This window comes from Enterococcus sp. CR-Ec1 (assembly GCF_002850555.1).
GTDB classification, from domain to species: Bacteria; Bacillota; Bacilli; order Lactobacillales; family Enterococcaceae; genus Enterococcus_D; species Enterococcus_D entomosocium.
In genome coordinates this window covers 1,155,263-1,175,819 of the sequence record NZ_CP025223.1, presented here as the reverse complement: position 1 = coordinate 1,175,819, position 20,557 = coordinate 1,155,263, and the positions used below count along the sequence as shown (strand labels likewise).

Annotated in this window: 21 protein-coding genes and 1 riboswitch; of the genes, 1 reads left to right on the top strand and 20 read right to left on the bottom strand. The window is 42.5% G+C overall.

The genetic code is table 11. The features are described 5' to 3' along the window. Positions 1-196: 196 nt before the first annotated feature. The 7 genes from CXM95_RS05655 to CXM95_RS05625 form a co-directional block, all read right to left on the bottom strand. Positions 197-472, bottom strand: coding sequence for an HU family DNA-binding protein (locus CXM95_RS05655; RefSeq protein WP_003126821.1), 276 nt, complete (start codon positions 470-472; stop codon positions 197-199). A gap of 234 nt (positions 473-706) precedes the next feature. Next, the gene (der, locus tag CXM95_RS05650; protein ID WP_005237082.1) at positions 707-2,017 is read right to left on the bottom strand and encodes a ribosome biogenesis GTPase Der; all 1,311 of its coding nucleotides are present in this window, start codon (positions 2,015-2,017) and stop codon (positions 707-709) included. Between the two features lie 163 nt (positions 2,018-2,180). After that, complete coding sequence (rpsA, locus tag CXM95_RS05645; protein WP_005229333.1) at positions 2,181-3,395, bottom strand: 30S ribosomal protein S1; 1,215 nt, start codon at positions 3,393-3,395, stop codon at positions 2,181-2,183. A 212-nt stretch (positions 3,396-3,607) separates the two neighbouring features. Continuing rightward, complete coding sequence (cmk, locus tag CXM95_RS05640) at positions 3,608-4,279, bottom strand: (d)CMP kinase (RefSeq protein ID WP_005237085.1); 672 nt, start codon at positions 4,277-4,279, stop codon at positions 3,608-3,610. A gap of 104 nt (positions 4,280-4,383) precedes the next feature. Further along, positions 4,384-5,010: an SAG1386/EF1546 family surface-associated protein gene (locus tag CXM95_RS05635; RefSeq protein WP_005237087.1), complete on the bottom strand. Its 627-nt coding sequence runs from the start codon at positions 5,008-5,010 to the stop codon at positions 4,384-4,386. 72 nt (positions 5,011-5,082) lie between these two features. After that, positions 5,083-6,465 carry a RecQ family ATP-dependent DNA helicase gene (locus tag CXM95_RS05630; protein WP_016613083.1) on the bottom strand — a complete coding sequence of 461 codons (1,383 nt, stop codon included), beginning with the start codon at positions 6,463-6,465 and terminating at the stop codon, positions 5,083-5,085. Beyond that, positions 6,459-7,454 carry a helix-turn-helix domain-containing protein gene (locus CXM95_RS05625; protein WP_005237094.1) on the bottom strand — a complete coding sequence of 332 codons (996 nt, stop codon included), beginning with the start codon at positions 7,452-7,454 and terminating at the stop codon, positions 6,459-6,461. Before CXM95_RS05625 ends, CXM95_RS05630 begins: the two co-directional genes overlap by 7 nt. A gap of 26 nt (positions 7,455-7,480) precedes the next feature. Between CXM95_RS05625 and CXM95_RS05620 the strand changes: the two genes are divergently transcribed. Continuing rightward, positions 7,481-7,696, top strand: a complete 216-nt coding sequence (locus CXM95_RS05620) for a ferredoxin (RefSeq protein ID WP_005237096.1) — start codon at positions 7,481-7,483, stop codon at positions 7,694-7,696. Positions 7,697-7,753: 57 nt separating this feature from the next. On the opposite strand, the gene CXM95_RS05615 is transcribed toward CXM95_RS05620, so the two are convergent. The 13 genes from CXM95_RS05615 to CXM95_RS05555 all read right to left on the bottom strand — a co-directional run bounded on the left by CXM95_RS05615 (position 7,754) and on the right by CXM95_RS05555 (position 20,432). After that, positions 7,754-8,347, bottom strand: a complete 594-nt coding sequence (locus CXM95_RS05615) for an ECF transporter S component (protein WP_016613081.1) — start codon at positions 8,345-8,347, stop codon at positions 7,754-7,756. Positions 8,348-8,497: 150 nt separating this feature from the next. Next, positions 8,498-8,622: riboswitch (FMN riboswitch) on the bottom strand. 79 nt (positions 8,623-8,701) lie between these two features. Further along, the gene (locus CXM95_RS05610; RefSeq protein WP_034872188.1) at positions 8,702-9,418 is read right to left on the bottom strand and encodes a pseudouridine synthase; all 717 of its coding nucleotides are present in this window, start codon (positions 9,416-9,418) and stop codon (positions 8,702-8,704) included. 2 nt (positions 9,419-9,420) lie between these two features. After that, a complete protein-coding gene (scpB, locus tag CXM95_RS05605) occupies positions 9,421-10,005 on the bottom strand; it encodes an SMC-Scp complex subunit ScpB (RefSeq protein WP_016613078.1) in 585 nt (194 codons plus the stop codon). Next, positions 9,998-10,747 carry a segregation/condensation protein A gene (locus CXM95_RS05600; protein WP_008381030.1) on the bottom strand — a complete coding sequence of 250 codons (750 nt, stop codon included), beginning with the start codon at positions 10,745-10,747 and terminating at the stop codon, positions 9,998-10,000. The genes scpB and CXM95_RS05600 overlap by 8 nt, the downstream gene beginning before the upstream one ends. A gap of 14 nt (positions 10,748-10,761) precedes the next feature. After that, complete coding sequence (gene xerD / locus CXM95_RS05595) at positions 10,762-11,652, bottom strand: site-specific tyrosine recombinase XerD (protein ID WP_005237104.1); 891 nt, start codon at positions 11,650-11,652, stop codon at positions 10,762-10,764. A 232-nt stretch (positions 11,653-11,884) separates the two neighbouring features. Then, on the bottom strand, positions 11,885-12,337 hold the full coding sequence (gene fur, locus CXM95_RS05590; RefSeq protein WP_005237105.1) for a ferric iron uptake transcriptional regulator: 453 nt from the start codon (positions 12,335-12,337) through the stop codon (positions 11,885-11,887). Between the two features lie 109 nt (positions 12,338-12,446). Next, on the bottom strand, positions 12,447-13,310 hold the full coding sequence (locus tag CXM95_RS05585; RefSeq protein WP_008381026.1) for a CvfB family protein: 864 nt from the start codon (positions 13,308-13,310) through the stop codon (positions 12,447-12,449). Positions 13,311-13,344: 34 nt separating this feature from the next. Then, complete coding sequence (locus CXM95_RS05580; RefSeq protein ID WP_008381024.1) at positions 13,345-13,662, bottom strand: AzlD domain-containing protein; 318 nt, start codon at positions 13,660-13,662, stop codon at positions 13,345-13,347. Next, positions 13,655-14,362 carry an AzlC family ABC transporter permease gene (locus CXM95_RS05575; RefSeq protein WP_016613076.1) on the bottom strand — a complete coding sequence of 236 codons (708 nt, stop codon included), beginning with the start codon at positions 14,360-14,362 and terminating at the stop codon, positions 13,655-13,657. Before CXM95_RS05575 ends, CXM95_RS05580 begins: the two co-directional genes overlap by 8 nt. Positions 14,363-14,480: 118 nt before the next feature. Beyond that, positions 14,481-16,370 (bottom strand): cell division site-positioning protein MapZ family protein, encoded by a 1,890-nt coding sequence (locus CXM95_RS05570; protein ID WP_016613075.1) that lies wholly within the window; start codon positions 16,368-16,370, stop codon positions 14,481-14,483. 309 nt (positions 16,371-16,679) lie between these two features. Then, on the bottom strand, positions 16,680-17,786 hold the full coding sequence (gene rpoD / locus CXM95_RS05565; protein ID WP_005229298.1) for an RNA polymerase sigma factor RpoD: 1,107 nt from the start codon (positions 17,784-17,786) through the stop codon (positions 16,680-16,682). A gap of 23 nt (positions 17,787-17,809) precedes the next feature. Beyond that, positions 17,810-19,645 (bottom strand): DNA primase, encoded by a 1,836-nt coding sequence (gene dnaG / locus CXM95_RS05560; protein ID WP_008381016.1) that lies wholly within the window; start codon positions 19,643-19,645, stop codon positions 17,810-17,812. A 157-nt stretch (positions 19,646-19,802) separates the two neighbouring features. After that, positions 19,803-20,432, bottom strand: a complete 630-nt coding sequence (locus tag CXM95_RS05555; RefSeq protein WP_016613074.1) for a lysozyme family protein — start codon at positions 20,430-20,432, stop codon at positions 19,803-19,805. Positions 20,433-20,557: the final 125 nt, after the last annotated feature.

The following is a 20,557-nucleotide window of genomic DNA, read 5'->3' as shown; positions in this document are numbered from 1 at the left end:
CTTTATTCTTGCTTGAGAATTAAAGTGTGCCAGCAACCCTTGTTTTTTTTAGACCAAAAGAAAAACAAAAAATATTTTTGAATTTTCTGACAATAATAACCGTTTCTTTTCCCATTCGATCCGCCTGCATAGTGGCAGTTCCTAGTTAGACAAAAGAAAAAACCCTTGATTACTCAAGGGTTTCTACAAGACTCAATTATTTCACTGCGTCTTTAAGAGCTTTACCTGGTTTGAATGCAGGTACTTTGCTAGCAGGGATCTTGATTTCTTCACCAGTTTGTGGGTTGCGTCCTTTGCGTTCTGCACGAGAACGAACTTCAAAGTTACCAAAGCCGATCAATTGAACTTTTTCACCGTTAGCTAAAGCGTCTTGAATTGTTGAGAATACAGCGTCTACTGCTGCAGTTGCGTCTTTCTTAGTTAAGTCAGTAGCTGCTGCAACTTTTTCGATTAATTCTGCTTTATTTGCCATGGATGGTTTCACCTCCTGATATTTTTTTTGATGTCATGCATCAACAAAAATCTTGAGTGGTCCAAGGTTTTTGTCAAATATTGATTACCATCAATATTCTGATATAACGTTATCATAAGAACCTTGTAATATCAAGGATTTTAACGTTTTTAGGGGGTTTTTTTTTGGTTTTTTCCCATTTTTCTAGAAAAGGACAGATTTCTTTGTAAAAAGAAACAAAGTATGATAAAATCTCTATTTTCTTCTGCGTGGAATGATCCGAATCGGCGTTCCTTCAAAAGTGAATGCCTTGCGGATTTGATTTTCTAAGAAACGCGCATAAGAGAAATGCATCAGTTCTTCTTCGTTGACAAAAATAACAAAAGTTGGCGGTTTGACAGCCACTTGCGTCGCATAAAAAATCTTCAAACGTTTGCCTTTGTCTGTTGGTGTTGGGTTGATCGCCACCGCATCCATAATGACGTCATTCAACAACGCAGATGGAATACGCATGTTTTGATTCATGCTGACTTCTTCGATCAACTGCGGCAACTTATTCAAGCGCTGTTTCGTCACTGCGGAAACGAAAATGATTGGTGCATAATCCAAATATTGGAATTCATCTCTGATTTCTTCTTCAAAATCACGCATCGTATTCGTTTCTTTTTTCAATGTATCCCATTTATTGACAACGATAATGATTCCACGGCCTGCTTCATGGGCATAGCCAGCGATCCGTTTGTCTTGCTCGCGAATTCCTTCTTCGGCGTTCAAGACCATCAAGACGACGTCTGAGCGTTCAATGGCCCGCATTGCTCGCATGACACTGTATTTTTCAGTAGATTCGTAGACCTTCCCTTTTTTACGCATGCCGGCGGTATCGATCATGGTAAATTCTTGACCGCTTTCGCTGGTAAAATGGGTATCGATCGCATCACGAGTCGTTCCTTCGATATCTGAAACAATTACTCGCTCTTCTCCAAGAATCGCATTGATCAAAGAGGATTTCCCGACGTTTGGTCGACCGATCAAACTAAACTTGATGATGGAATCGTCTTCTTCTTCCGCTTCATTGGTAAAGTGTTTGACTGCTTCATCTAGGACATCACCGATCCCTAATCCATGACTTCCTGAGATTGGGTATGGATCGCCCAGACCTAAACCATAAAATTCATAGATATCGTTGCGCATCTCGGGATTATCAACTTTGTTGACCGCTAAAATCACGGGTTTGTTGCTTTTGTATAACAAACGAGCCACAAGCTCGTCAGCATCTGTTACTCCTTCACGAGCACTCGTAATAAAAACAATGACATCTGCTTCATCGATGGCGATTTCTGCTTGATGCTTGATTTGATCCATAAACGGCTCATCACTTAAATCGATCCCACCAGTATCGATTACACTAAACTCACGGCCTAGCCATTCACCAGTGGCATAAATACGATCTCTGGTCACTCCTGGAGTATCCTCAACGATCGAAATTCGTTCTCCAGCTATCCGGTTGAAAATGGTCGATTTCCCCACATTCGGACGTCCAACGATCGCTATTGTTGGATTTGACATTTTTTACCCTCCATTTAAAAAAGCAGTCCTTGTACGCTGCTTCTTGTATTCAATCTTACTTAGTTTACCTAAAGCCATGGAAAGTTGCAAGCTTTCTCGGCAAACAAAAAATCAGCTTATAACAAATTCAAACATCGAATCGTTATAAGCTGATGGCATACAATTACTCTTCGTCGCTGTCTTTTAAGGCATCACCTAAGATATCACCCATGGTAAACCCAGTTGATTCTTCTGGCAATTGATAATCATCCTCTGAAACTTCTTGTGTTTCATTGGTATTTTCTGCTTTTTCTAATGCTTTGATACTTAATGCGATTCGGTGTTCTGAAGGGTTCACTTCGAGCACTTTCACTTGCACTTCATCGCCTTCTTGTAAGACTTCATGTGGTGTCGCAATGTGTTTATGGGAGATTTGTGAAATATGGATCAGCCCTTCAACACCTGGGAAGACTTCCACAAACGCACCGAAGCTTGTCAAACGTTTAACAGTCCCAGTTAAGACACTGCCAACAGCCGCTTGCTCTTCAATATTGGTCCAAGGTCCAGGCAATGTGTCTTTGATTGAAAGAGACACACGTTCTTTGTCTGCATCAACAGATAAGATACGGACGTTGACGGTATCTCCAACAGACAAAACGTCACTCGGTTTGCCAACATGCCCATGTGAAATTTCAGAGACATGGACAAGTCCATCGATGCCTCCTAGGTCCACGAAGGCACCAAAGTCAGTCAAACGAGCTACTTTTCCTTCTACTTCTTGTCCTTCATATAAATCAGCTAGTAAAGCTTCTTTTTGTTTTGCTTTTTCTGCTTCAACAACAGCTTTATGAGAAAGGATCAAGCGGTTTTCAGAAGGCTCGATCTCAACGATTTTAAAGGTCAATGTTTTCCCTTTGTAATCTTCAAAATCCGCAACAAAATGATCTTCGACCATTGATGCTGGAACAAACCCACGAACCCCTACGTCAACCACTAATCCGCCTTTAACGACGTTGGTGACTGGTGCTTCGATGATTTTTCCTTCTTGGAAATCTTTTTCGATATCTTCCCAAACTTTTTTCGCATCTAAGCGACGTTTAGAAAGGAGATAGCTGCCATTTTCTTTGTCTTTCCCAATTGCTGAAATCACAACTAATTCTAAGACATCCCCTACTTTGACTGCTTCGTTGATGTCTTCAACAGGTAAAGTCGATAATTCTTTTGCAGGAACAACGCCTTCGACACCGGCGCCTTCGATCCCTACGATCGCTTGTTTATCCTCAATGGCCAATACCTCGCCTTTAACGATATCTCCAACTTTTACTTCTTGGAAATTGTCTAAAGCGGCTTCCATTGATTCATTTCCACTCTCAACCTGATTATTTTCAAATTCTGTCATCTCTCATGTCCTCCTAACCAACAATTCTGCAATAATTGCACTACATCTTTTAGTTTAAAATAGAATGAAAAAAAAATAAAGCGATTTCTCTTATTTTCCTAAAAAACTACGGTTTTTTCGTTGAAAAAGTCTTTTCACGTCTGTTTTCTTGCTTGCTTTCATCTTTTTCGTAGGAAAAATAAAAAAACAATGGGGAACACCCATTGTTTTCGCTAGTCGATCTTTTCTTGGATCGTTTTTTTGATCGCTTCTACGACTTGCTCGATTGTTAAACCGGAGGTGTCAATTCGAACGGCATCTGTTGCTTGTTTCAAAGGGGAGACTTCCCGATGAGAATCCAAGTAATCTCTTTGCTGAATCTCTTCTTTTAAAGTTTCATAATCGGTACCGATCCCTTTTTGCTGATTTTCTTTGAAACGGCGCTGCGCCCGTTCTTCCACACTTGCTACCAGAAAAATCTTGACTTCTGCTTGTGGTAAAACCGCCGTACCAATATCGCGGCCATCCATCACGACACCGCCATCTTTAGCGATCATCTGCTGTTGTTGGACTAGTTTTTCGCGGATCGCAGGGTATGCCGATACCTTCGAAACTGCGTTGGTTACTTCTGGCTGACGGATCGCTTCTGTGACTTGCTCTCCTCCTGCAAAGACCTCTTGACCGTGTTCAGTCGGTTCAAAAGTGATGGGGTATTGATCGATCAAAGCAGCGATCGCCGCTTCATCCTCTAATGAACAGCCGCTTTTTAAGGCCAAATACGTGATGCTGCGGTACATGGCCCCGGTATCTGTATAAATAAACCCTAAATCATTGGCGATGATTTTTGCCACGGTACTTTTCCCAGATGACGCCGGACCATCAATAGCGATGTTGATTTTTTTCATTTTTCTTACTCCTCGTTTCCCAACGATGTGTATTCTTCATCGTTTCTGCTTATCGTTCACCTTGGCTTCTTCCTACCAAGAAAAAAAACCGCCAAAGCGGTTTTTTATTTAATTCGTAATGTGTCGCCAGGGTATAGCATGTAGTTGTTTGGATCAATCCCATTTAATTGATATAGGGTTTCAACTGAGATGCCTGTACGGGCTGCCACTTGTTCAGGACCTTCACCTGCTTGCACCGTCGTGTATTCCTCGGTACCAGTCGCTCCTTGCCCTTGATTATTTTGCGTAGTGTCTTGCCCTGCATTGTTTTCCTGTTGAGCCGGCTCACTACTACTTGATGGCGTTGTTGAAGCTGGTGCAGAACTGCTACTGCTTGATGAAGAACTTGATTCACTTGTTGACGAACTCGTTTCACTTGTCGATTCAGCAGTTGATGATTCCGTTGTTGATGACTCAGTTGTCGAAGATTCTGTCGTACTTTCTACTGTACTGCTCGAACTTGCTGCGGTCGGGGCATCACTGTTATGATTCAACACCCAAATACCGGCACCAACCGGAATTGCCACGATCAAGAAAAGCAAAACTAAAACGATCGTCAAAAAGAGTGAATTCCCACGCTTTTGTTTTCTTTGTTGGGATCTTGATGCAGAATCATCGTATTCTGTATCATAGATTGGTTGTTCCCACGGTTCTTGATTTTCTGAATTGTAGTCATTGTCTTTCTTGCTCACTCGTATTCCCTCCTAGTTTCCTTCCGATGTATTATACCATAGGTAAATAAAAACTGTCCTGCAAAATACGATTCAATTTATATCTTTAAAAATTTTTATTAAACGTTCTTGCCAATGAAGGATGACTTTTTTTTCTAAAAGCTCTTCTTCCGCTGCCAATTCGATCCCGTCATTGTCGCAACAATAAGGATTTGCTGGTGCGTCTTCCCCAAAGTGCGCCAATAAAAACTGGCGACGACAGCCGGTAAAATGAATATAAGCCAACATTTTTTGTAATTGTTCTTGCTTTTGCTGTTCGTTTTGTTTTAGCGTTTCCAGCCAAAACGCAGCCCCCAACTCCTTCATCTTCAGCTGCCATTTTTCTTGCAGCGGTGTCAAAGGTCCTTTCATCTTTTCCTGATCCATTCGTTCTAAAGCACGGCGTTCTTCTTTGTTTTCTCGCTGAAAGAAGTAGTGAATCTGCTCATCGTGTTCCTGATAAAGCAAGATCGCACTGCTTTGTTTGCCATCGCGGCCTGCTCGACCGATTTCCTGACTGTAGTTTTCCAGCGAATCAGGCAAGTCATAATGGATCACAAAACGAATATCTTCTTTATTGATCCCCATCCCAAACGCATTGGTTGCGACGAGCAATTTTAGTTTATTCTGAGAAAACTGCTGCTGCAACGTTTTTCTTTGATCGCTCGCTAGACCACCATGATAATAGCCTACCGAATAGCGCTGACGCAGTTTGTTATAGACTTCTTCGACTTTGCTTCTTGTGGAACAATAGATGATCCCAGCCCCGCCTAAGCGGCTGAGATAGTCTGCCAATGCCGCATCTTTGTCTGACGTTTTCTCTACGAACAAGCCGATATTGCTGCGGTTCATCGAATAACGGTAGACATTGGCGTTCTTTGCTAACAACACTTGCCGAATATCTGCTTCGACTTGCGCCGTGGCAGTAGCCGTCAATGCTAATGTGACGGGTGCCTTCAACCGTTTTTTTACTTCACCAAGCTGCAAGTACTCTGGTCGAAAATCAATGCCCCATTGGGAAACACAATGAGCTTCATCCACCACGAGCATAGCGATCTTAGCTCGTTCGAGTTGTTGCAAAATGGCTTCTTGCACGATCATTTCTGGACTTAAAAACAAAAATTTGTACTGCGATAAATGCTGCATCACATAGTGACGATCGGCAAGGTCCAGTTGACTATTAAACGCAATCGCGCGTTTTTCCCCTTGCTTTTGTAGGCCATAGACTTGATCTTCCATTAAAGAAACAAGCGGTGAGATAATGATTACGATGCCATCTATGAGGTACCCTGGCAGCTGATAACAGAGACTTTTGCCATTCCCGGTAGGCAAAATCGCCAACGTATCTTGCTGCGCTAAAACACTTTCGATGACTTCTTTTTGTCCTTGACGAAATGTTTTGAAGCCAAAGTACTGATTCAGTGCGTTTTCTAACATCGAATCCCCCGTTTCTGAGCAATCTGTAACAAACGGATCGTCAAAAAATCAGTCGTAAGAAGCTCCTGTAATTCTTGATAGCTGTTTTTCCAAGAAGTTTCTGGCAGCTTATTCAGCAATGATGTATCAAAGCGCTGATACGGAAATGTCGGATCAAGCAGTGCCCACTCAATCAAATGATCATTAACGGTTCCTCGTTTGATCCTTCTTTTTTCCATGATCTGCTCAACAGAAGCTCCTTGCAAGAACAATGCACGACTTTCCAGCATACTTTGATTCAGATTCCTATTTAGAAAAGGTGACAATCCTTGAAACAGAACCATCTGAGACTCTTTTTCAACCAGGGCTAAAAATTGATGGATCGCAGCTCCTACATAAAGATTGTCCCAAGGCTTACCTTGTACAGATTCTGGCAAAAGTTGGAAAAACGCCTGCCCCAGAAGATCAGGACCAGATAAGGTACCCGCTAAAAAATCTGCGACTTCTGCGGGAAGTTGGGCAAAAACTGCCGAAAGTTCTCGATGAGTGATCTTTTTGATTTCAGGGTATTGATGGATCAGTCGACGCACAGGTTCTGTATATAAAGGCGTGTTCTCAACAGGAATATACTGATTCGTCACCTCTTGATATGCAGCTGCTTGAACCAGCAGTCGGACAAAACGCCACGCCTCCTCCGTCGTTCGTCCATACCGAAAATAATCCGTATGATGCAACAACATTTCTCTTGACTGTTCATAATTTGCAGCGGTCCTTTTGAGCAGCAGACCATCTGAATCTCGACTTAGCATCCCTTGTTGGATCAAGTCAGCGATCGTCTGTTGATACTCCCTCTCATTCAACTGTGGCAACGCTTGAAAAAGACCTAATCGATCATAAAAAAAGGCATAACTCAAGACAGAGCTAGTGCGCTTACCAATGAGAATTTGATAAAGTGTCGATGGACGCAACTTGTCAGTATCAGAAAACAGCGCTAAAATAAAAGAATCCATATCTTCCTCCCAGAAAGGACTAAAAAATGTCACAACGCTGTAAAATTGTTCCTGAGCGCTGCATTGCTTGTGGACTATGTGCGATCTATGCTCCCGAGATCTTCGATTATGATGAAGATGGGATCGTTTTATTTGCCCAAGAACCGAGTGCACGGCAACAGTTTATCATAGAAGAACAACAAGAAAAAGTCAAAACTGCTTATCGCAAATGCCCCACCAGAGCGATCCTTATAGAAAAATAAAAAAGTCGACCTGCCATTAACAGACCTTTCGTCTGCCACAGCAAGTCGGCTCATTTTTTATTTTCCTATAGCAGAATGATGGGGCTGCTTACGAGCCAACCATGGGAGCAGTTTGGCATGTAGTGCTAAAAAGACGGCACTGACGATCGCTCCTTTAACCAAATTGAAGGGTAAAATCCCGATCGCCACATATTGCGGCAAAGACATCCCTAAAAATTGATCGGCTGTGACCCCGAAAAAGCGTAGATAAAGCGGTGTGATCACAAATAGGTTCGCCACACTCATAAAAATCGTTACCGACAAGATACCGCTGATGACACCAACCATTTTGTTTTTGGTGTGGATACCTTTGCGGAAAAAGTAGTACATTGGCAAAGTAAAGGCACATGATGCTAAAAAGCTTGCCGTATCTCCCACCATATCAGCAGGTGAAAAACCAGATAAGAACAAATGCAGGACCGAACGAATGAAGGCAGTCACTACCCCACTCCAAGGACCAAATAAAAACATCATGATCATCACGGGAATATCACTAAAATCGATCTTTAAAAAGCTGAATGCCGGAAAAATTGGAAAAGCGATAAATTGCAAAATTGTTCCCATAGCAGCACACATGGCGATCGTCACCATTTTTCTTGTTTTGTTGTTCATCAGTATAAATCCTCCTAAGTTCAGGATTCCTCTTCAAACGAACCTATTAAATTTCCTCGGCTTTCTTGTCGGCGCCAGACAAAAAATGCCCTCTTTTTTCCACAGGGAAAAAAGAGGGCATTCGAAATAGCCATAAGCAAATCAAATACGCTCTATCTTCTTTATCCAGACTGTACTGTCGGTATCGGAATTTCACCGATTCAGCTATTTCCGAAGAAATAGGTCGTGGACTATAACCACCGGTCGGGAATTGCACCCTGCCCCTGAAGACGAACCTTTATTCTATTTATTACATGTTCTATTATACACAAAATCTAAAAATTAACAATAGTTACGTTTTCAGATACTTTTCAACTATTTTGCACTGTTTTTCAGCTGGCTGACTTCTTTCTTCGACAACTCTCGGTATTCCCCTGGACGAAGACCTTTTAAATCTAACGGACCATAGTTTTCCCGTTTTAGTTTTTGCACAGGCAAACCAACTGCTTTTAGCATGTTTTTGACTTGATGATTGCGACCTTCGTGGATCGTCAATTGCACAATACTAGATTGTGCCGTTTGGTCTGTCGATAAGATTTCAAAGCGAGCAGGCGCGGTCTTACGCCCTTCGATCCGAATTCCTTTTGTCAATGGGAGCAGTTGCTTTTTATCCGCAATGCCTTTGACCTTGGCAACATACACTTTTTCGACTTCGTGTTTTGGATGCATCAGTGTCTGTGACAATTCCCCATCATTTGTCAGTAGCAGCAAACCGGAGGTATCATAGTCCAAGCGGCCGACTGGATACACCCGTTCAGGGACTTCAGCAAAATAATCCAAAACGACTTTGCGTTTTTTATCATCTGTTACAGCTGAGATCACGCCACGAGGTTTATAGAACAGATAATAGACATGTTGTTCTTGTTCGATCGGAACGCCGTCCACTTCAACGACATCTTTTGAACCGACTTGGACCCCTAATTCTTTGATTACTTGTCCATTGACTCGCACACGGCCTTCGGTTATCAGTCCTTCAGCTTTTCTTCTTGAGGTGATGCCGGCATGGGCAATCACTTTTTGCAAACGTTCCATCTTCATTCTCCTTCTGTTTCTGCTTGTTTGTAGCGGTCGTAAAAAAGATCAAACGGTGTATCTTCTTCAAGTTCATCTTCCATTGATTGGATGTCAGGCAATTCAGCCAAACTTTTTAAGCCAAAATAATCCATAAAGTATTCCGTCGTACCGTATAGGATCGCTCGTCCTGGTCCGTCCACGCGTCCCTTTTCTTCAATCAGCCGCTTTGCCACCAGTTTTTGGACCGAACCGCTGGATTGAACGCCGCGAATCTCTTCTACTTCCATCCGAGTGATCGGTTGCTTATAAGCAATGATCGACAAAGTTTCCAAAGCGGCTTGCGACAATGAACTCCCCATCGGTGATTCGGCGTATTTCTTCAATAAAGGGGCAAATTGCTTTTTAGTGGTTAAAATAAAATGATTGCCAACTTCTAGAATATGCAACGCGGTATGTTCATTTTCTTCATATTGCTGATTTAGTTCCTGCAAATGCTGATAGACACTGGCAGTATTACTTTTGACTAAATAACTCAGTTCTTCAAGTCCGATCCCCTCATCACCGACGACGAATAAGATCGCTTCTAATTCACTATATTTACTCATCTTCTTTACCTGTTGGATAGAGCAGAATCGACGCATAATTGTCTGATTGCTCTACTCGAATCGTTCCTTTTTTCATTAATTCTAACAGTGCCATAAAGGTTACCACAACTTCTGTTTTATTGTAAGAAGTAAAAAACGAATCAAAGCTGCGGCCTTTTTTAGCACTCACATGTTGCATCTCCAACTGAATCGCCGCCATCTTTTCATCGATGGTGCTTTCATCAGGAGAAATCTTGGTTTCTAGTACTTGGCGATTTTTCTTTTTCTCGATCATTTTTTGAAAAGCCAAAAAGAGATCGATCGTGTTGAATTGATTGGCTCTTAATTGATCTTCTTCCTCTTTGTATTCATCGACATCCATCGGATCTTTCGTGTAATACAAACTGCGCTCTTCCGCTTTTTCTGAAAGCTGTTCGGCTGCGTACTTAAATTTTCGGTATTCTAGCAGTTGTGCCACCAGCATATCCCGCGGATCTTCTTCGTACTCTTCGACTTCAGCAATCAACTCTTGTTTAGGCAACAGCATCTGGCTTTTGATCGCCATCAAAGTCGCCGCCATGACTAAATACTCTCCAGCGACTTCTAATTCTAAAATTTTCATGGCATGGATGTACTGCATGTATTGTTCGGTGATGGTAGCAACTGGAATATCATAAACATCGATCTCCAGTTTTTTGATCAAATGAAGCAGCAAATCCAACGGTCCTTCAAAGACAGCTAATTTTATTTTGATTTCTTCCATTCCATCCTCGATTTCTAGGCGCGCGGAAAGTGCTGCTTGTACACTTCCGTCATCCGTTTCTTCGTTATATGCGTGTAAATCTGAGTGGTCGAGATGTCTGCGTGCCCTAGCAACTCTTGAACCGTTCGTAGATCTGCCCCGTTTTCTAATAGATGGGTCGCAAAACTATGGCGCAGCGTATGGGGAGTCACATTCTTGGTGATCCCAGCTTGTCGAACCAAGGCTTTTAAATTTTTCCAGATCCCTTGACGAGACAGTTGCGTACCATGGTTGTTTACAAACAGATGGCTTTCATCCGGCGTTTTTCTCGTCAAATACGGACGCGCATCGCTGAGATAGGTTTCGATCCATTGAATCGCTAAGTCCCCTAATGGAACGATCCGTTCTTTGTCGCCTTTTCCGGTTGTTTGCAACAATCCCATACTTAAATGCAGATCGTTTAATTTTAACCCGATCAACTCACTGACGCGCAAGCCCGTCGCATACATCACTTCCAAAATCGCTCGGTCACGGATGCCCAAAACTGCTCGCGTATCCGGTGTTTCGATCAACCGCTCCACTTCTTGTAAACTCAAGGTATCAGGCAGCTTCTGCTGTTTTTTTGGTGAATCAATATGCTGCATTGGATCATGATCGGTAAACCGTTCTTGACGCAAAAATTGATGGAACCTTCGCAAACTGGAAACCATCCGAATCACGGTTGCCGAGGATTTTCCCGCTTCTTGCAGACTTTGCAAAAAAGACAAAACGATCACTCGGTCGATCTGCTGCCACTGAGTGACTTGTTTTTTTTGTAAAAACGCAAGATACTGTTGCAGATCTCGCTGGTAGCTGGCACGGGTATTTTGGGATAGCCCGCGCTCAATGGTCAAATAATGAAGATAATCAATGATTTGTTCGTTCATGGGCTTCCTCTACTTTCAGCTTTTTTATCATATCAAATTCTGGCTCGTTAAGATAGTAGCTTGCCAATAAAAAAGAGGCATCTACCCGTATCTTTTGCCCAAGGAAACACCCGAATCATAGCAGATTTTTCGGTTTCTTTCAAATCGGAAAAAAGAGCACTCTTCCTATTGGAAACCATCTGACTATCATTCGGGTGATAACAAACGTTTATTTAAGATCGCCAAAGTACAATCACTCGGCTTTGCTTTGGCACTTTTGACAGACACCATGAAAGGTCAACCGATGATCCTTTACTAAAAAATGGTACTTTTGTTCAACGATCTCTTCGACACTGCCCAGCAGATCCTCTTCGACTTCTTCAATATTGCCGCATTCCAAACACAACAAGTGATGATGAAAGTGTTTGGCACCTTCTTTACGTAGATCATAGCGAGCGACACCGTCATTAAAGCTGACTTTATCGACAATTTTCAGATCCGTTAAGATCTCCAATGTTCGATAGACGGTTGCCAAGCCAATCTCAGAATTTTTTTTTCGCACAAAAAAGAAAATCTCTTCTGCGGATAAATGGTCTTTCTCATTTTCTAATAAGACCAACAACGTCGCTTCTCGCTGAGGAGTTAATTTAAACCCCGACTCGTGCAATTGTTTCTTGGTCTTTTTTAACGCTGCTGTTGTGTTCATAGTTGCCTCCGTATGCCGTTAATTTATAACGATTCTAATCTGAGTGAAAATCACTCAAGACAAACATTGTAATCATTATAAATTAGAACGATAAAAGAAACAAGTATTCTCAATTAGGTTTTTTGATAAGAATCGTAAAGCCGTCTTTTTGCTCAATCAAACGCTGTTTCATCAAGGTTCCTAATGCCCGTTTAAATTGGCCTTTACTAATACCAAATGTTTGCAAAATCTCTTCTGGGGCTGATTTGTCCGTGAAAGGAATTTTGTTCTCAGGCGCTCGTTCTAAAAAGGTTAGAACCATGGCGGCATCATTTGAGATCGCCTCGTGGGCTCTTGGTTTCAATGAAAGGTTCAAGACACCATCTGGACGAATCCCAATCACTCGCCCTTTGACCACTTCCCCAAGGCGCGGCTCTTGATACCGTTCTGATGGATGGACGAAGCCAATATAAAAATCATCCGTCAGCAAGTAAGTACCCGCTAACTTCAAACGGTACACGCTACCTGTAACATCTTGATTCTTCATTTGCTCCGTACCATTTTTGCTCAATGCCTTAAAAATTTTCTCATCTGCTAATGAAGCCCAAATACGCTCTTTGTCATCGACCCGCAAGCTGACCATCAAACGGTCGCCTTTTTTGGGCCAAAGTTCCCGCATTGTTGGCAATTCATCTAATGAAACCACCATATCTTTGTCTTTCAAACCGATATCGACGAAAACGCCTAAGTCGCGACGGCTTCCTGTGACTGTACCAAAGGCATAATGCCCTTTGCGGCTTTTCGGAATATTCGTAGTGAGCACATTTTCTTGCTTTTGATTTTGATAGCCAAACCCTTCGACGGCTTCACCTAAATGATGTTCGCCTTCTTCCTTGGCTAGTCGGAAGGTAACCCCGCCTTTTTGAACAAAATAATTCTGTTCGTTTTCATCAATGATCAATCCGCTGAATACGGATGCTAATAAGTCTTTCATCTATTCTCTCCTTTTTCTTTAAAACTGCTCGTTCCTATAAAAAGAAACGCAACAGCGCCATAGCAATAACGCCTGTGATAACGATTTTCATCAAATCTTTGGTATAATACCCCACCAATAATGCCGGGATACAGGCAATGGTTTCTTTAACTTTCAAAATGGGGAATTGGCCTTCTCGAAAGATCAGCAAATTTTGCACCAATAATGCCGCCAAAATACACAACGGTAAGTAACTCAAAAAGATGGTGAAAGGTTCCGGAAATATGAGCTTTTTCGAAAATAAAAAAGGAACGATCCGCGGAAGCCAAGTAACCAATCCACATACTAGCATCAGTATAACAAAATTAGTCATGGTGTGTCACCGTCCCAACCAAACATCCTGCCAGTGTCGCCGCAATTACCGCAATCTCTGCGGTCGAAAAACGCATAAATAAAATCAAGTTCACCACAACTGTCCCTAGTATCAAGAGCGTTTGCTGGGTTTTCTTCTTAAGCGGTCGCTCTACTTGAAATAAAAAAAGACCAACAAACATAGCTACTAAGGCAAAATCTAAGCCTAACGCTTCTGGATCTGGAATAAATGAACCCAATAAACCACCCAAAAACGTCGCAAAAATCCAACTCAAATAAGCCATTACGTTCAACCCGTGGGTCCATTTCGCTGTGACTGGTTTGTCTTGTTGAAGTGCCGTCGTCAAAACGCCATAGGATTCATCAGTCAAAAGTGTCCCGATACCAATGGCAGAAAGCAACGGTGTCTTTTTAAAATAGGAAGCTACTGACAAACTCATTAAAAAGTGTCGTAAATTCACTAAAAAAACTGTTGCGACGATTGTCATGAAAGGTGCTTGAATCGCTAGTAAGGCGCAAATGATAAATTGAGCACTGCCAGCATAGACAATAATAGACATTAAAATAATTTCTAGAATAGACAACCCAACGCCTTTTCCCACAACCCCCATTGCAAAACCAATGCCCAGGTACCCAAGAATCGTTGGTACACAAGCAATGACCCCGTCTTCAAACCGATCATATCTCTCAATTTTCTGCACAAAAACCCCTCCTTGTTTGAACGATTATCTCTCATCATATCGAAAACAAGGAGGGGAAACAAGTATTTTTCACATGTGCATGTAATAACTCTGAAAATTTTCTAGTGACTCAGGAGACTTAGCGAACGGTGTGATCGTTCCCATTGCCTCTGAAATAGCCAGTTTTGGCGTTTACCGTAAATAAGTATAGCGGGAACGCTGAATCATCCGTTCCTTTAAGCAAGCTGCCTTGGGCATTTGTCGCATAAAAATTGTAATAGCCTTCACCATTGACGATTCGTACACGTTCAAAAGTATAGCCGCCTTCTACCACATAACCGCGAGCAATCGCTGTGGCGATGATTTTTTCTTGGACACCATCTGCCCACACCCAGGCGCTATTGTTTACATCATTCAAATCACTTTGGCGGGCTGGAATAATTGGCTGATTGTTGGTATTTGTTGGTGTATTCGGCGAAAGCACATACTCTTCTTCAGAAGTACTTTGCGCGGGCGTCGCAGCGCTTGTAGATCCGCTGCTCGAAGCGGAAGCGTTGTTCTCGGAAGCCGCCGCTTGTGCTGCTTCTTGGGCAGCTTGTTGTTGCGCCGCTGCTTGTTGGGTAGCTGTTTCACGCTTCGTCAAGGCAGTATCGACTTTACGTAGTTCCGTCGTAAGACTTTCAACCAGTGAATCGATTGGCAAAGCTTGGATTTTTTTCATCAAGGCATTGTAGTTCTCACGAGTGACACTCGCCGGTGCTTCACCGTCACCACTTAAAGCCACCATACTCTTCACTGCATTTTGAACTTCCTCGATCGCGCTGAACTCTTTTTGTCCCATGTCGATGGCTTGATTGATCAACTCATCAAAGGCATCCCCGTTCTCACGCTTCGCCATTGTGACAGCAGCAGCTTCTTTCAACGAGACTTCTTCCAACTGATCCTCCACAATTGCAGGACTGCTGAAATAGCTATTGATCTCTGTCAAAGCTGCTAATTTATCAGCAATTGTCTCTGCTTCTTGTGACAAGATATCATATCGTTCGTGGTCTTGAAAATCTGCCAACTGATTCGTCACAGCCGTCAGCTGTTCTGCTGTTTTGTCGCTTTTAATGAACACTCGCTCATCATTTGTATAAAAATCATTCAACTCATTTTCGATCTGATCTAACGTACGGTTCTCTTGCGCCTGTTGCGTTTGTCGGGCAGTTTCTTGTTGCTGCTGTTGATGGTAATAAGCCCAACCACCACCCGCTGCCACTAACAAACAAGCCGCTGTAATATAGAGTGCTTTGCGAGGGCTCTTCTTGCTTTCACTGGAAGAAGACGTTTCTTCTTCAGCAGTCGCCTTTTGTGGCGTTTCATCCGCTGCGGTGATTGGTTCAGGAATTGGATCGATGACTGGTTCTGGCTGCTTCTCAGCTTCTTCAATAACTGGCTCCGTCACCACTTCCTCCTCGCTTGACGGCAGAGGTTCCTCGCTGGCTTGCATCTGACTTTCCTCTTCAGCAGAGGAAAGATCAATGGCGGTTTCTTCTGCTTCTAGAGCAGCTGCTGCCTTTGCTTCTTCATCAAGTTTGTGCTGTCGGATATAAGCGGCCAAAATCTCAGAGTCATGCTGTTCATCCGTACTCAGTGCATCGGTCTCATTAACTTCTTCACTGGCTGAAATTGTGTGTTCTTCTGTAGACTCAGAGTTTTCCACTGTTTTTGGTTCTTGTTTAGACTCTGATTCAAGTGGTTTTTTTTGCTCATCAGAAAAAGCCTCTTGCTGTGCAAGGTCGATCGTTTCTTCATTCGAGGATGGTCGATCGCCTAAGTGCTCCTCCATTTTTCCAATCGGAACATTTTTAAAGTCAGACCAGCGAATATCATCGTTTTTGTTTTGTAGCTCTTCTGGCGTAACGGAAGAGTCAGATGATGGTTCCTGTTCATTCTCCTTTGCTTGGTTCCATTGAAACCCGCAATTGGGACAAACGGGTGTTTCTTCTATTGCTTGAAATCCACATTCAGGACATGTCTTCTTCATTGATTCAAACTGACTCCTTTTGTTTTTTGCATTTCCTTCTATGAAGCAGTACCCTACCAGATCAAACGCTTGACGCGCCCACTGCTTCCTATTTCAAAGACCGACAAATAATGGGTCTTTTTTCGCATTTCTTTTTTATTACTCAATTGTGCAGATGCACAAAATTAAATTTATCACATTCTAGGCAATTAGCCAACACTTGCTTGGTTACGTTTTTATTAAGTTCTTTACTTATCCTATGGAGAGATGACAAAACCTGAACAAAAAAGACTTTCCAAAGGGGACCTTTGGAAAGTCAATAAACCTTAATTATTCTAAGAAATCTTTCAATTGTTTTGAACGAGATGGGTGGCGTAGTTTCCGTAACGCTTTTGCTTCAATCTGACGAATCCGTTCTCTGGTTACCCCAAAGACTTTGCCGACTTCTTCTAAGGTCCGAGTACGGCCATCATCGATTCCGAAACGCAAGCGTAGCACATTTTCTTCACGGTCAGTTAACGTATCCAATACATCTTCTAATTGCTCTTTCAAAAGCTCATAAGCCGCATGCTCTGCCGGACTTGTAGCATCTTGGTCCTCAATAAAATCACCTAGATGAGAATCATCTTCTTCACCGATTGGTGTTTCTAATGAAACGGGCTCTTGAGCGATCTTCAAGATTTCACGAACTTTTTCCGTTGGCAAATCCATTTCTGCGCCGATTTCTTCTGGTGTCGGTTCGCGTCCTAAGTCTTGCAATAATTGCCGTTGGATACGAATCAATTTGTTGATGGTTTCCACCATATGCACTGGGATCCGAATGGTTCGAGCTTGGTCAGCGATGGCACGAGTGATCGCTTGACGGATCCACCAGGTCGCATAGGTCGAGAATTTAAACCCTTTGCGATAATCAAATTTCTCAACGGCTTTCATCAAGCCCATGTTTCCTTCTTGGATCAAATCAAGAAATTGCATTCCCCGACCCACATAACGTTTGGCGATGCTGACTACCAAACGTAAGTTGGCTTCTGCCAAACGCTGTTTCGCTTCTTGGTCGCCTTCTTCGATTTTCAGAGCGAGAGCCACTTCTTCTTCTGCGGTCAAAAGCGGTACCCGACCGATCTCTTTCAAGTACATCCGCACAGGGTCATTGATTTTCACACCAGTCGGTGCAGACAAATCTTCTTGAGGTTGGGTTTCTTGTCGTTTTTCATTACTCTTTAAACTATGGACTGAAGGCTCTCCATTTTCATCCACGACACTGATGCCGGAATCCTCCAGTTTTTGAATTAGTTTGTCCATTGCATCAGCATCCAAAGTATAAGGCGTTGCTAAACGATTGGTAATGTCATCGTAAACAACTTGCCCCTTTGTTTTGTTTTCTCGGATGTATTCGGCAACTGCTTTGTCATACGTTTTTTTTGTTTCTTCTGCCATGAAAGAAAGCCCCTTTCAGTTCGCTATTTAGCTTGTTTCAACCGTTTGGTCAAATCAATGATTTCGATTGCAAGTTCAAGTTCTAATTGCTGGTTTCCTATTTGTCTTGCTTCTTGCTGCTGGATTCGTTTTTGATTGATTTCTTCAGCAATGCCCGACTTTTGAAAGACCTGCAGAATGTCCTGAAATTCTTGTTCAGTCCCTTCCTCAGAAGCTTTAAGATCTGCAATATCGATCACCATTTTTTTCATTGAATCTTCTTTTAAAAAATCTAAGAACTTTGCTAAAACAAAGTGTTCTTCTGTTTCCATATACGCATCAAACAGCAGATACAGTTGTTGATAACGATCATGGATAAAGGATATACCACTCGCTCGGAAGCGATGGTTTAACGTACTGTCATGAAACAAACGGTACAATAATAATTCTTGCGCTTTTTCCACCTGTGTTTTGGGCTGCTGCCGTGTAGGCGGCGTAAAGACCACAGGGGTGTCTGTTGGCGGCGGTGGCGCTACATCTTGCATCGTCCGTTGCTCTTGCCGGTTTTGCTTAAGCTGCTGCTGCAAGGTCTCACGACTCAAATTGAACTCTGTAGACAACTGAGTCAAATAGCGGTCTTGCTCCAACAAAGAATCCACACGCTGCAATTCATTTAAAACAACTTGGACATAGTCCAGTTGCTCCTTCTCATTGGCTAAATTGCGATTCATCCGATGATAATCCATCTTGAAGGCAAAAACGGTTTCTTTGCCGTGGACAGCTAGTTTATAAAAAGCTTCTGTCCCATATTTGCGCAAATACTCATCTGGGTCCATCCGTTCCGGCACTCGCACCACAGATAATTTCAAACGGCTATTGTTTTGCAGAAGCTCGATCCCGCGGTTTGTCGCTTCAACCCCTGCACTATCTCCATCGTAACAAAGAATCACTTCTTGTGCCACTCGCTCGATATGGGCGATCTGCTGATTGGTCAAGCTGGTCCCCATTGAGGCGATCCCATTTTCGATTCCTGCCTGCCAAGCGGCGATCACGTCCATAAATCCTTCAAATAAATACACTTGGCCATCTTTGCGCATCGCACGGCGTGCTTTGTCAAAGTTGAACAGAACCTCGCGCTTGTTGAAAAGGATCGTTTCTGGACTATTTAAATATTTCGGCTGGTCTTGATCACCAACTTTTTCGCTTGCTAGCCAACGACCAGAAAAACCAATTGTTTTTCCTTGAGGATTACGGATCGGAAACATGATTCGTTGGTAAAAGCGGTCTGCCAATGAGCCATCGTTTCGTTGAACAAAGAGCCCTGTATCAGGAAAAAATTCAGCTTTGGCTTGTTCATTCAAAAAGACTTTCTCCAAAAACGAGCGTTCATTCGGCGCAAAACCAATATTGAATTCTTCGATCAATGCCATCGTCAATCCGCGATCCAATAAATAATCAAGCGCTTCTTGGCCAGCAGCCGTATTCACCAACATGTGATGATAGACCTCGGCGGCTTTTTCATGCAGCGCAATCAATTGACTCGTTTGTGAGGTCGCTTCATTGATGCCTTCTGATTGCTGGTATTGCGGATCAAGAGGAATATCGTTCATTTCTGCTACTTTGACGACTGCTTCAGGAAAACTGATGCCTTCAAGCTCTTGCAAAAAACCGTAAACATTGCCCCCACGACCGCAACCAAAACAATGAAAAATTTGTTTGTCTTCTGCAACGGAAAAAGAAGGTGATTTCTCATTATGGAAGGGACACAAACCAAAATAATTCTTTCCAGATTTCTTTAACTGGACATACTGTCCCACGATATCAACAATATTGCTGCGTTCGCGAATATCGTCAATGATCGTTTGAGGAATTCGTGCCATCCACTCACCTCCATTTGGTAAGTATTCATCGTTTATTAGGTAAAAAAACGCACTAATAGGTATCAGTGCGAAGAATAATTAGACGGAATCACTCATAATGATTTTACCATATTCTATTTGTATTTCAAGCTTTTTTACTTCAGTTATTTTGTGACAATCAGGAAAAGAACCCTGCCGTAACATCGATTTTCCATCGGTTCAATTTTATTAGATCCGCATAGAACATATTGCCGCCATTGTGATACAAATGACCGCCATTATAAAAGACCGATTGGATGCCCCAATAACGATAGGTTTGTTCTGTATCATTGCCTAATAACGGGGATAAAACCTCTCTGGAATATGTTTCTGCTAATTCTAAGGTGTTCACGCCACCCCGTTCAGCGACATAATCAATATAATCTGTACCAAAATTATAAGCCTGGACTGCGGTCCAAAGATCACAGTTCATTTGCTCTGCTTTTTCGATCAACTCGGCTAAATAAGAAACCCCTTGTTCGATGCTTTGTTCTGGCGTATCAAATTGGTTTTGTTTTCCATATACACTTTCAGAACTTTGCATCGGATCATTGCCTTGTCCTTTTGACTCCGTCAGCATGATACTCATTGCTAAAGACTGATATTCAGAGATGTCGTGGGCTTGTGTCTGCTGTGCGATTTCCGCTTCATACGCATAGACAGCTTTCAATGCCGTGTAGTTTCGATAGCCCCAAACCCCTGCTCCAATCAGCAGCAGCAAGAGCGCAAGCTTCAGTACAAATCCTAGGAAACGTCGAATTTTTCTCATCAAATACATCCCATCTTTTCTAAGTCAGAATCTATCGTACTATGAAATGAACAGGCTGACTAGAATTTTTTCTCTCCTAAAAAATCCTTAATAAAATCACAAGATTATTTAGAAAAAAACAAGCA

Excerpts from the sequence above, each read along its gene's own strand:
- rpsA (WP_005229333.1), bottom strand. The coding sequence starts at position 3,395 with ATGACAGAATTTGAAAATAATCAGGTTGAGAGTGGAAATGAATCAATG.
- CXM95_RS05600 (WP_008381030.1), bottom strand. The coding sequence starts at position 10,747 with ATGGAAGAAATCAAAATAAAATTAGCTGTCTTTGAAGGACCGTTGGAT.
- der (WP_005237082.1), bottom strand. The coding sequence starts at position 2,017 with ATGTCAAATCCAACAATAGCGATCGTTGGACGTCCGAATGTGGGGAAA.
- rpoD (WP_005229298.1), bottom strand. The coding sequence starts at position 17,786 with ATGGCAGAAGAAACAAAAAAAACGTATGACAAAGCAGTTGCCGAATAC.
- CXM95_RS05585 (WP_008381026.1), bottom strand. The coding sequence starts at position 13,310 with ATGAAAGACTTATTAGCATCCGTATTCAGCGGATTGATCATTGATGAA.
- CXM95_RS05620 (WP_005237096.1), top strand. The coding sequence starts at position 7,481 with ATGTCACAACGCTGTAAAATTGTTCCTGAGCGCTGCATTGCTTGTGGA.
- xerD (WP_005237104.1), bottom strand. The coding sequence starts at position 11,652 with ATGAACGAACAAATCATTGATTATCTTCATTATTTGACCATTGAGCGC.
- CXM95_RS05655 (WP_003126821.1), bottom strand. The coding sequence starts at position 472 with ATGGCAAATAAAGCAGAATTAATCGAAAAAGTTGCAGCAGCTACTGAC.
- cmk (WP_005237085.1), bottom strand. The coding sequence starts at position 4,279 with ATGAAAAAAATCAACATCGCTATTGATGGTCCGGCGTCATCTGGGAAA.
- CXM95_RS05610 (WP_034872188.1), bottom strand. The coding sequence starts at position 9,418 with ATGGAACGTTTGCAAAAAGTGATTGCCCATGCCGGCATCACCTCAAGA.
- CXM95_RS05615 (WP_016613081.1), bottom strand. The coding sequence starts at position 8,347 with ATGAACAACAAAACAAGAAAAATGGTGACGATCGCCATGTGTGCTGCT.
- CXM95_RS05555 (WP_016613074.1), bottom strand. The coding sequence starts at position 20,432 with ATGAGAAAAATTCGACGTTTCCTAGGATTTGTACTGAAGCTTGCGCTC.
- CXM95_RS05570 (WP_016613075.1), bottom strand. The coding sequence starts at position 16,370 with ATGAAGAAGACATGTCCTGAATGTGGATTTCAAGCAATAGAAGAAACA.
- CXM95_RS05630 (WP_016613083.1), bottom strand. The coding sequence starts at position 6,465 with ATGTTAGAAAACGCACTGAATCAGTACTTTGGCTTCAAAACATTTCGT.
- CXM95_RS05580 (WP_008381024.1), bottom strand. The coding sequence starts at position 13,662 with ATGACTAATTTTGTTATACTGATGCTAGTATGTGGATTGGTTACTTGG.
- dnaG (WP_008381016.1), bottom strand. The coding sequence starts at position 19,645 with ATGGCACGAATTCCTCAAACGATCATTGACGATATTCGCGAACGCAGC.
- fur (WP_005237105.1), bottom strand. The coding sequence starts at position 12,337 with ATGAACACAACAGCAGCGTTAAAAAAGACCAAGAAACAATTGCACGAG.
- scpB (WP_016613078.1), bottom strand. The coding sequence starts at position 10,005 with ATGAGTAAATATAGTGAATTAGAAGCGATCTTATTCGTCGTCGGTGAT.
- CXM95_RS05625 (WP_005237094.1), bottom strand. The coding sequence starts at position 7,454 with ATGGATTCTTTTATTTTAGCGCTGTTTTCTGATACTGACAAGTTGCGT.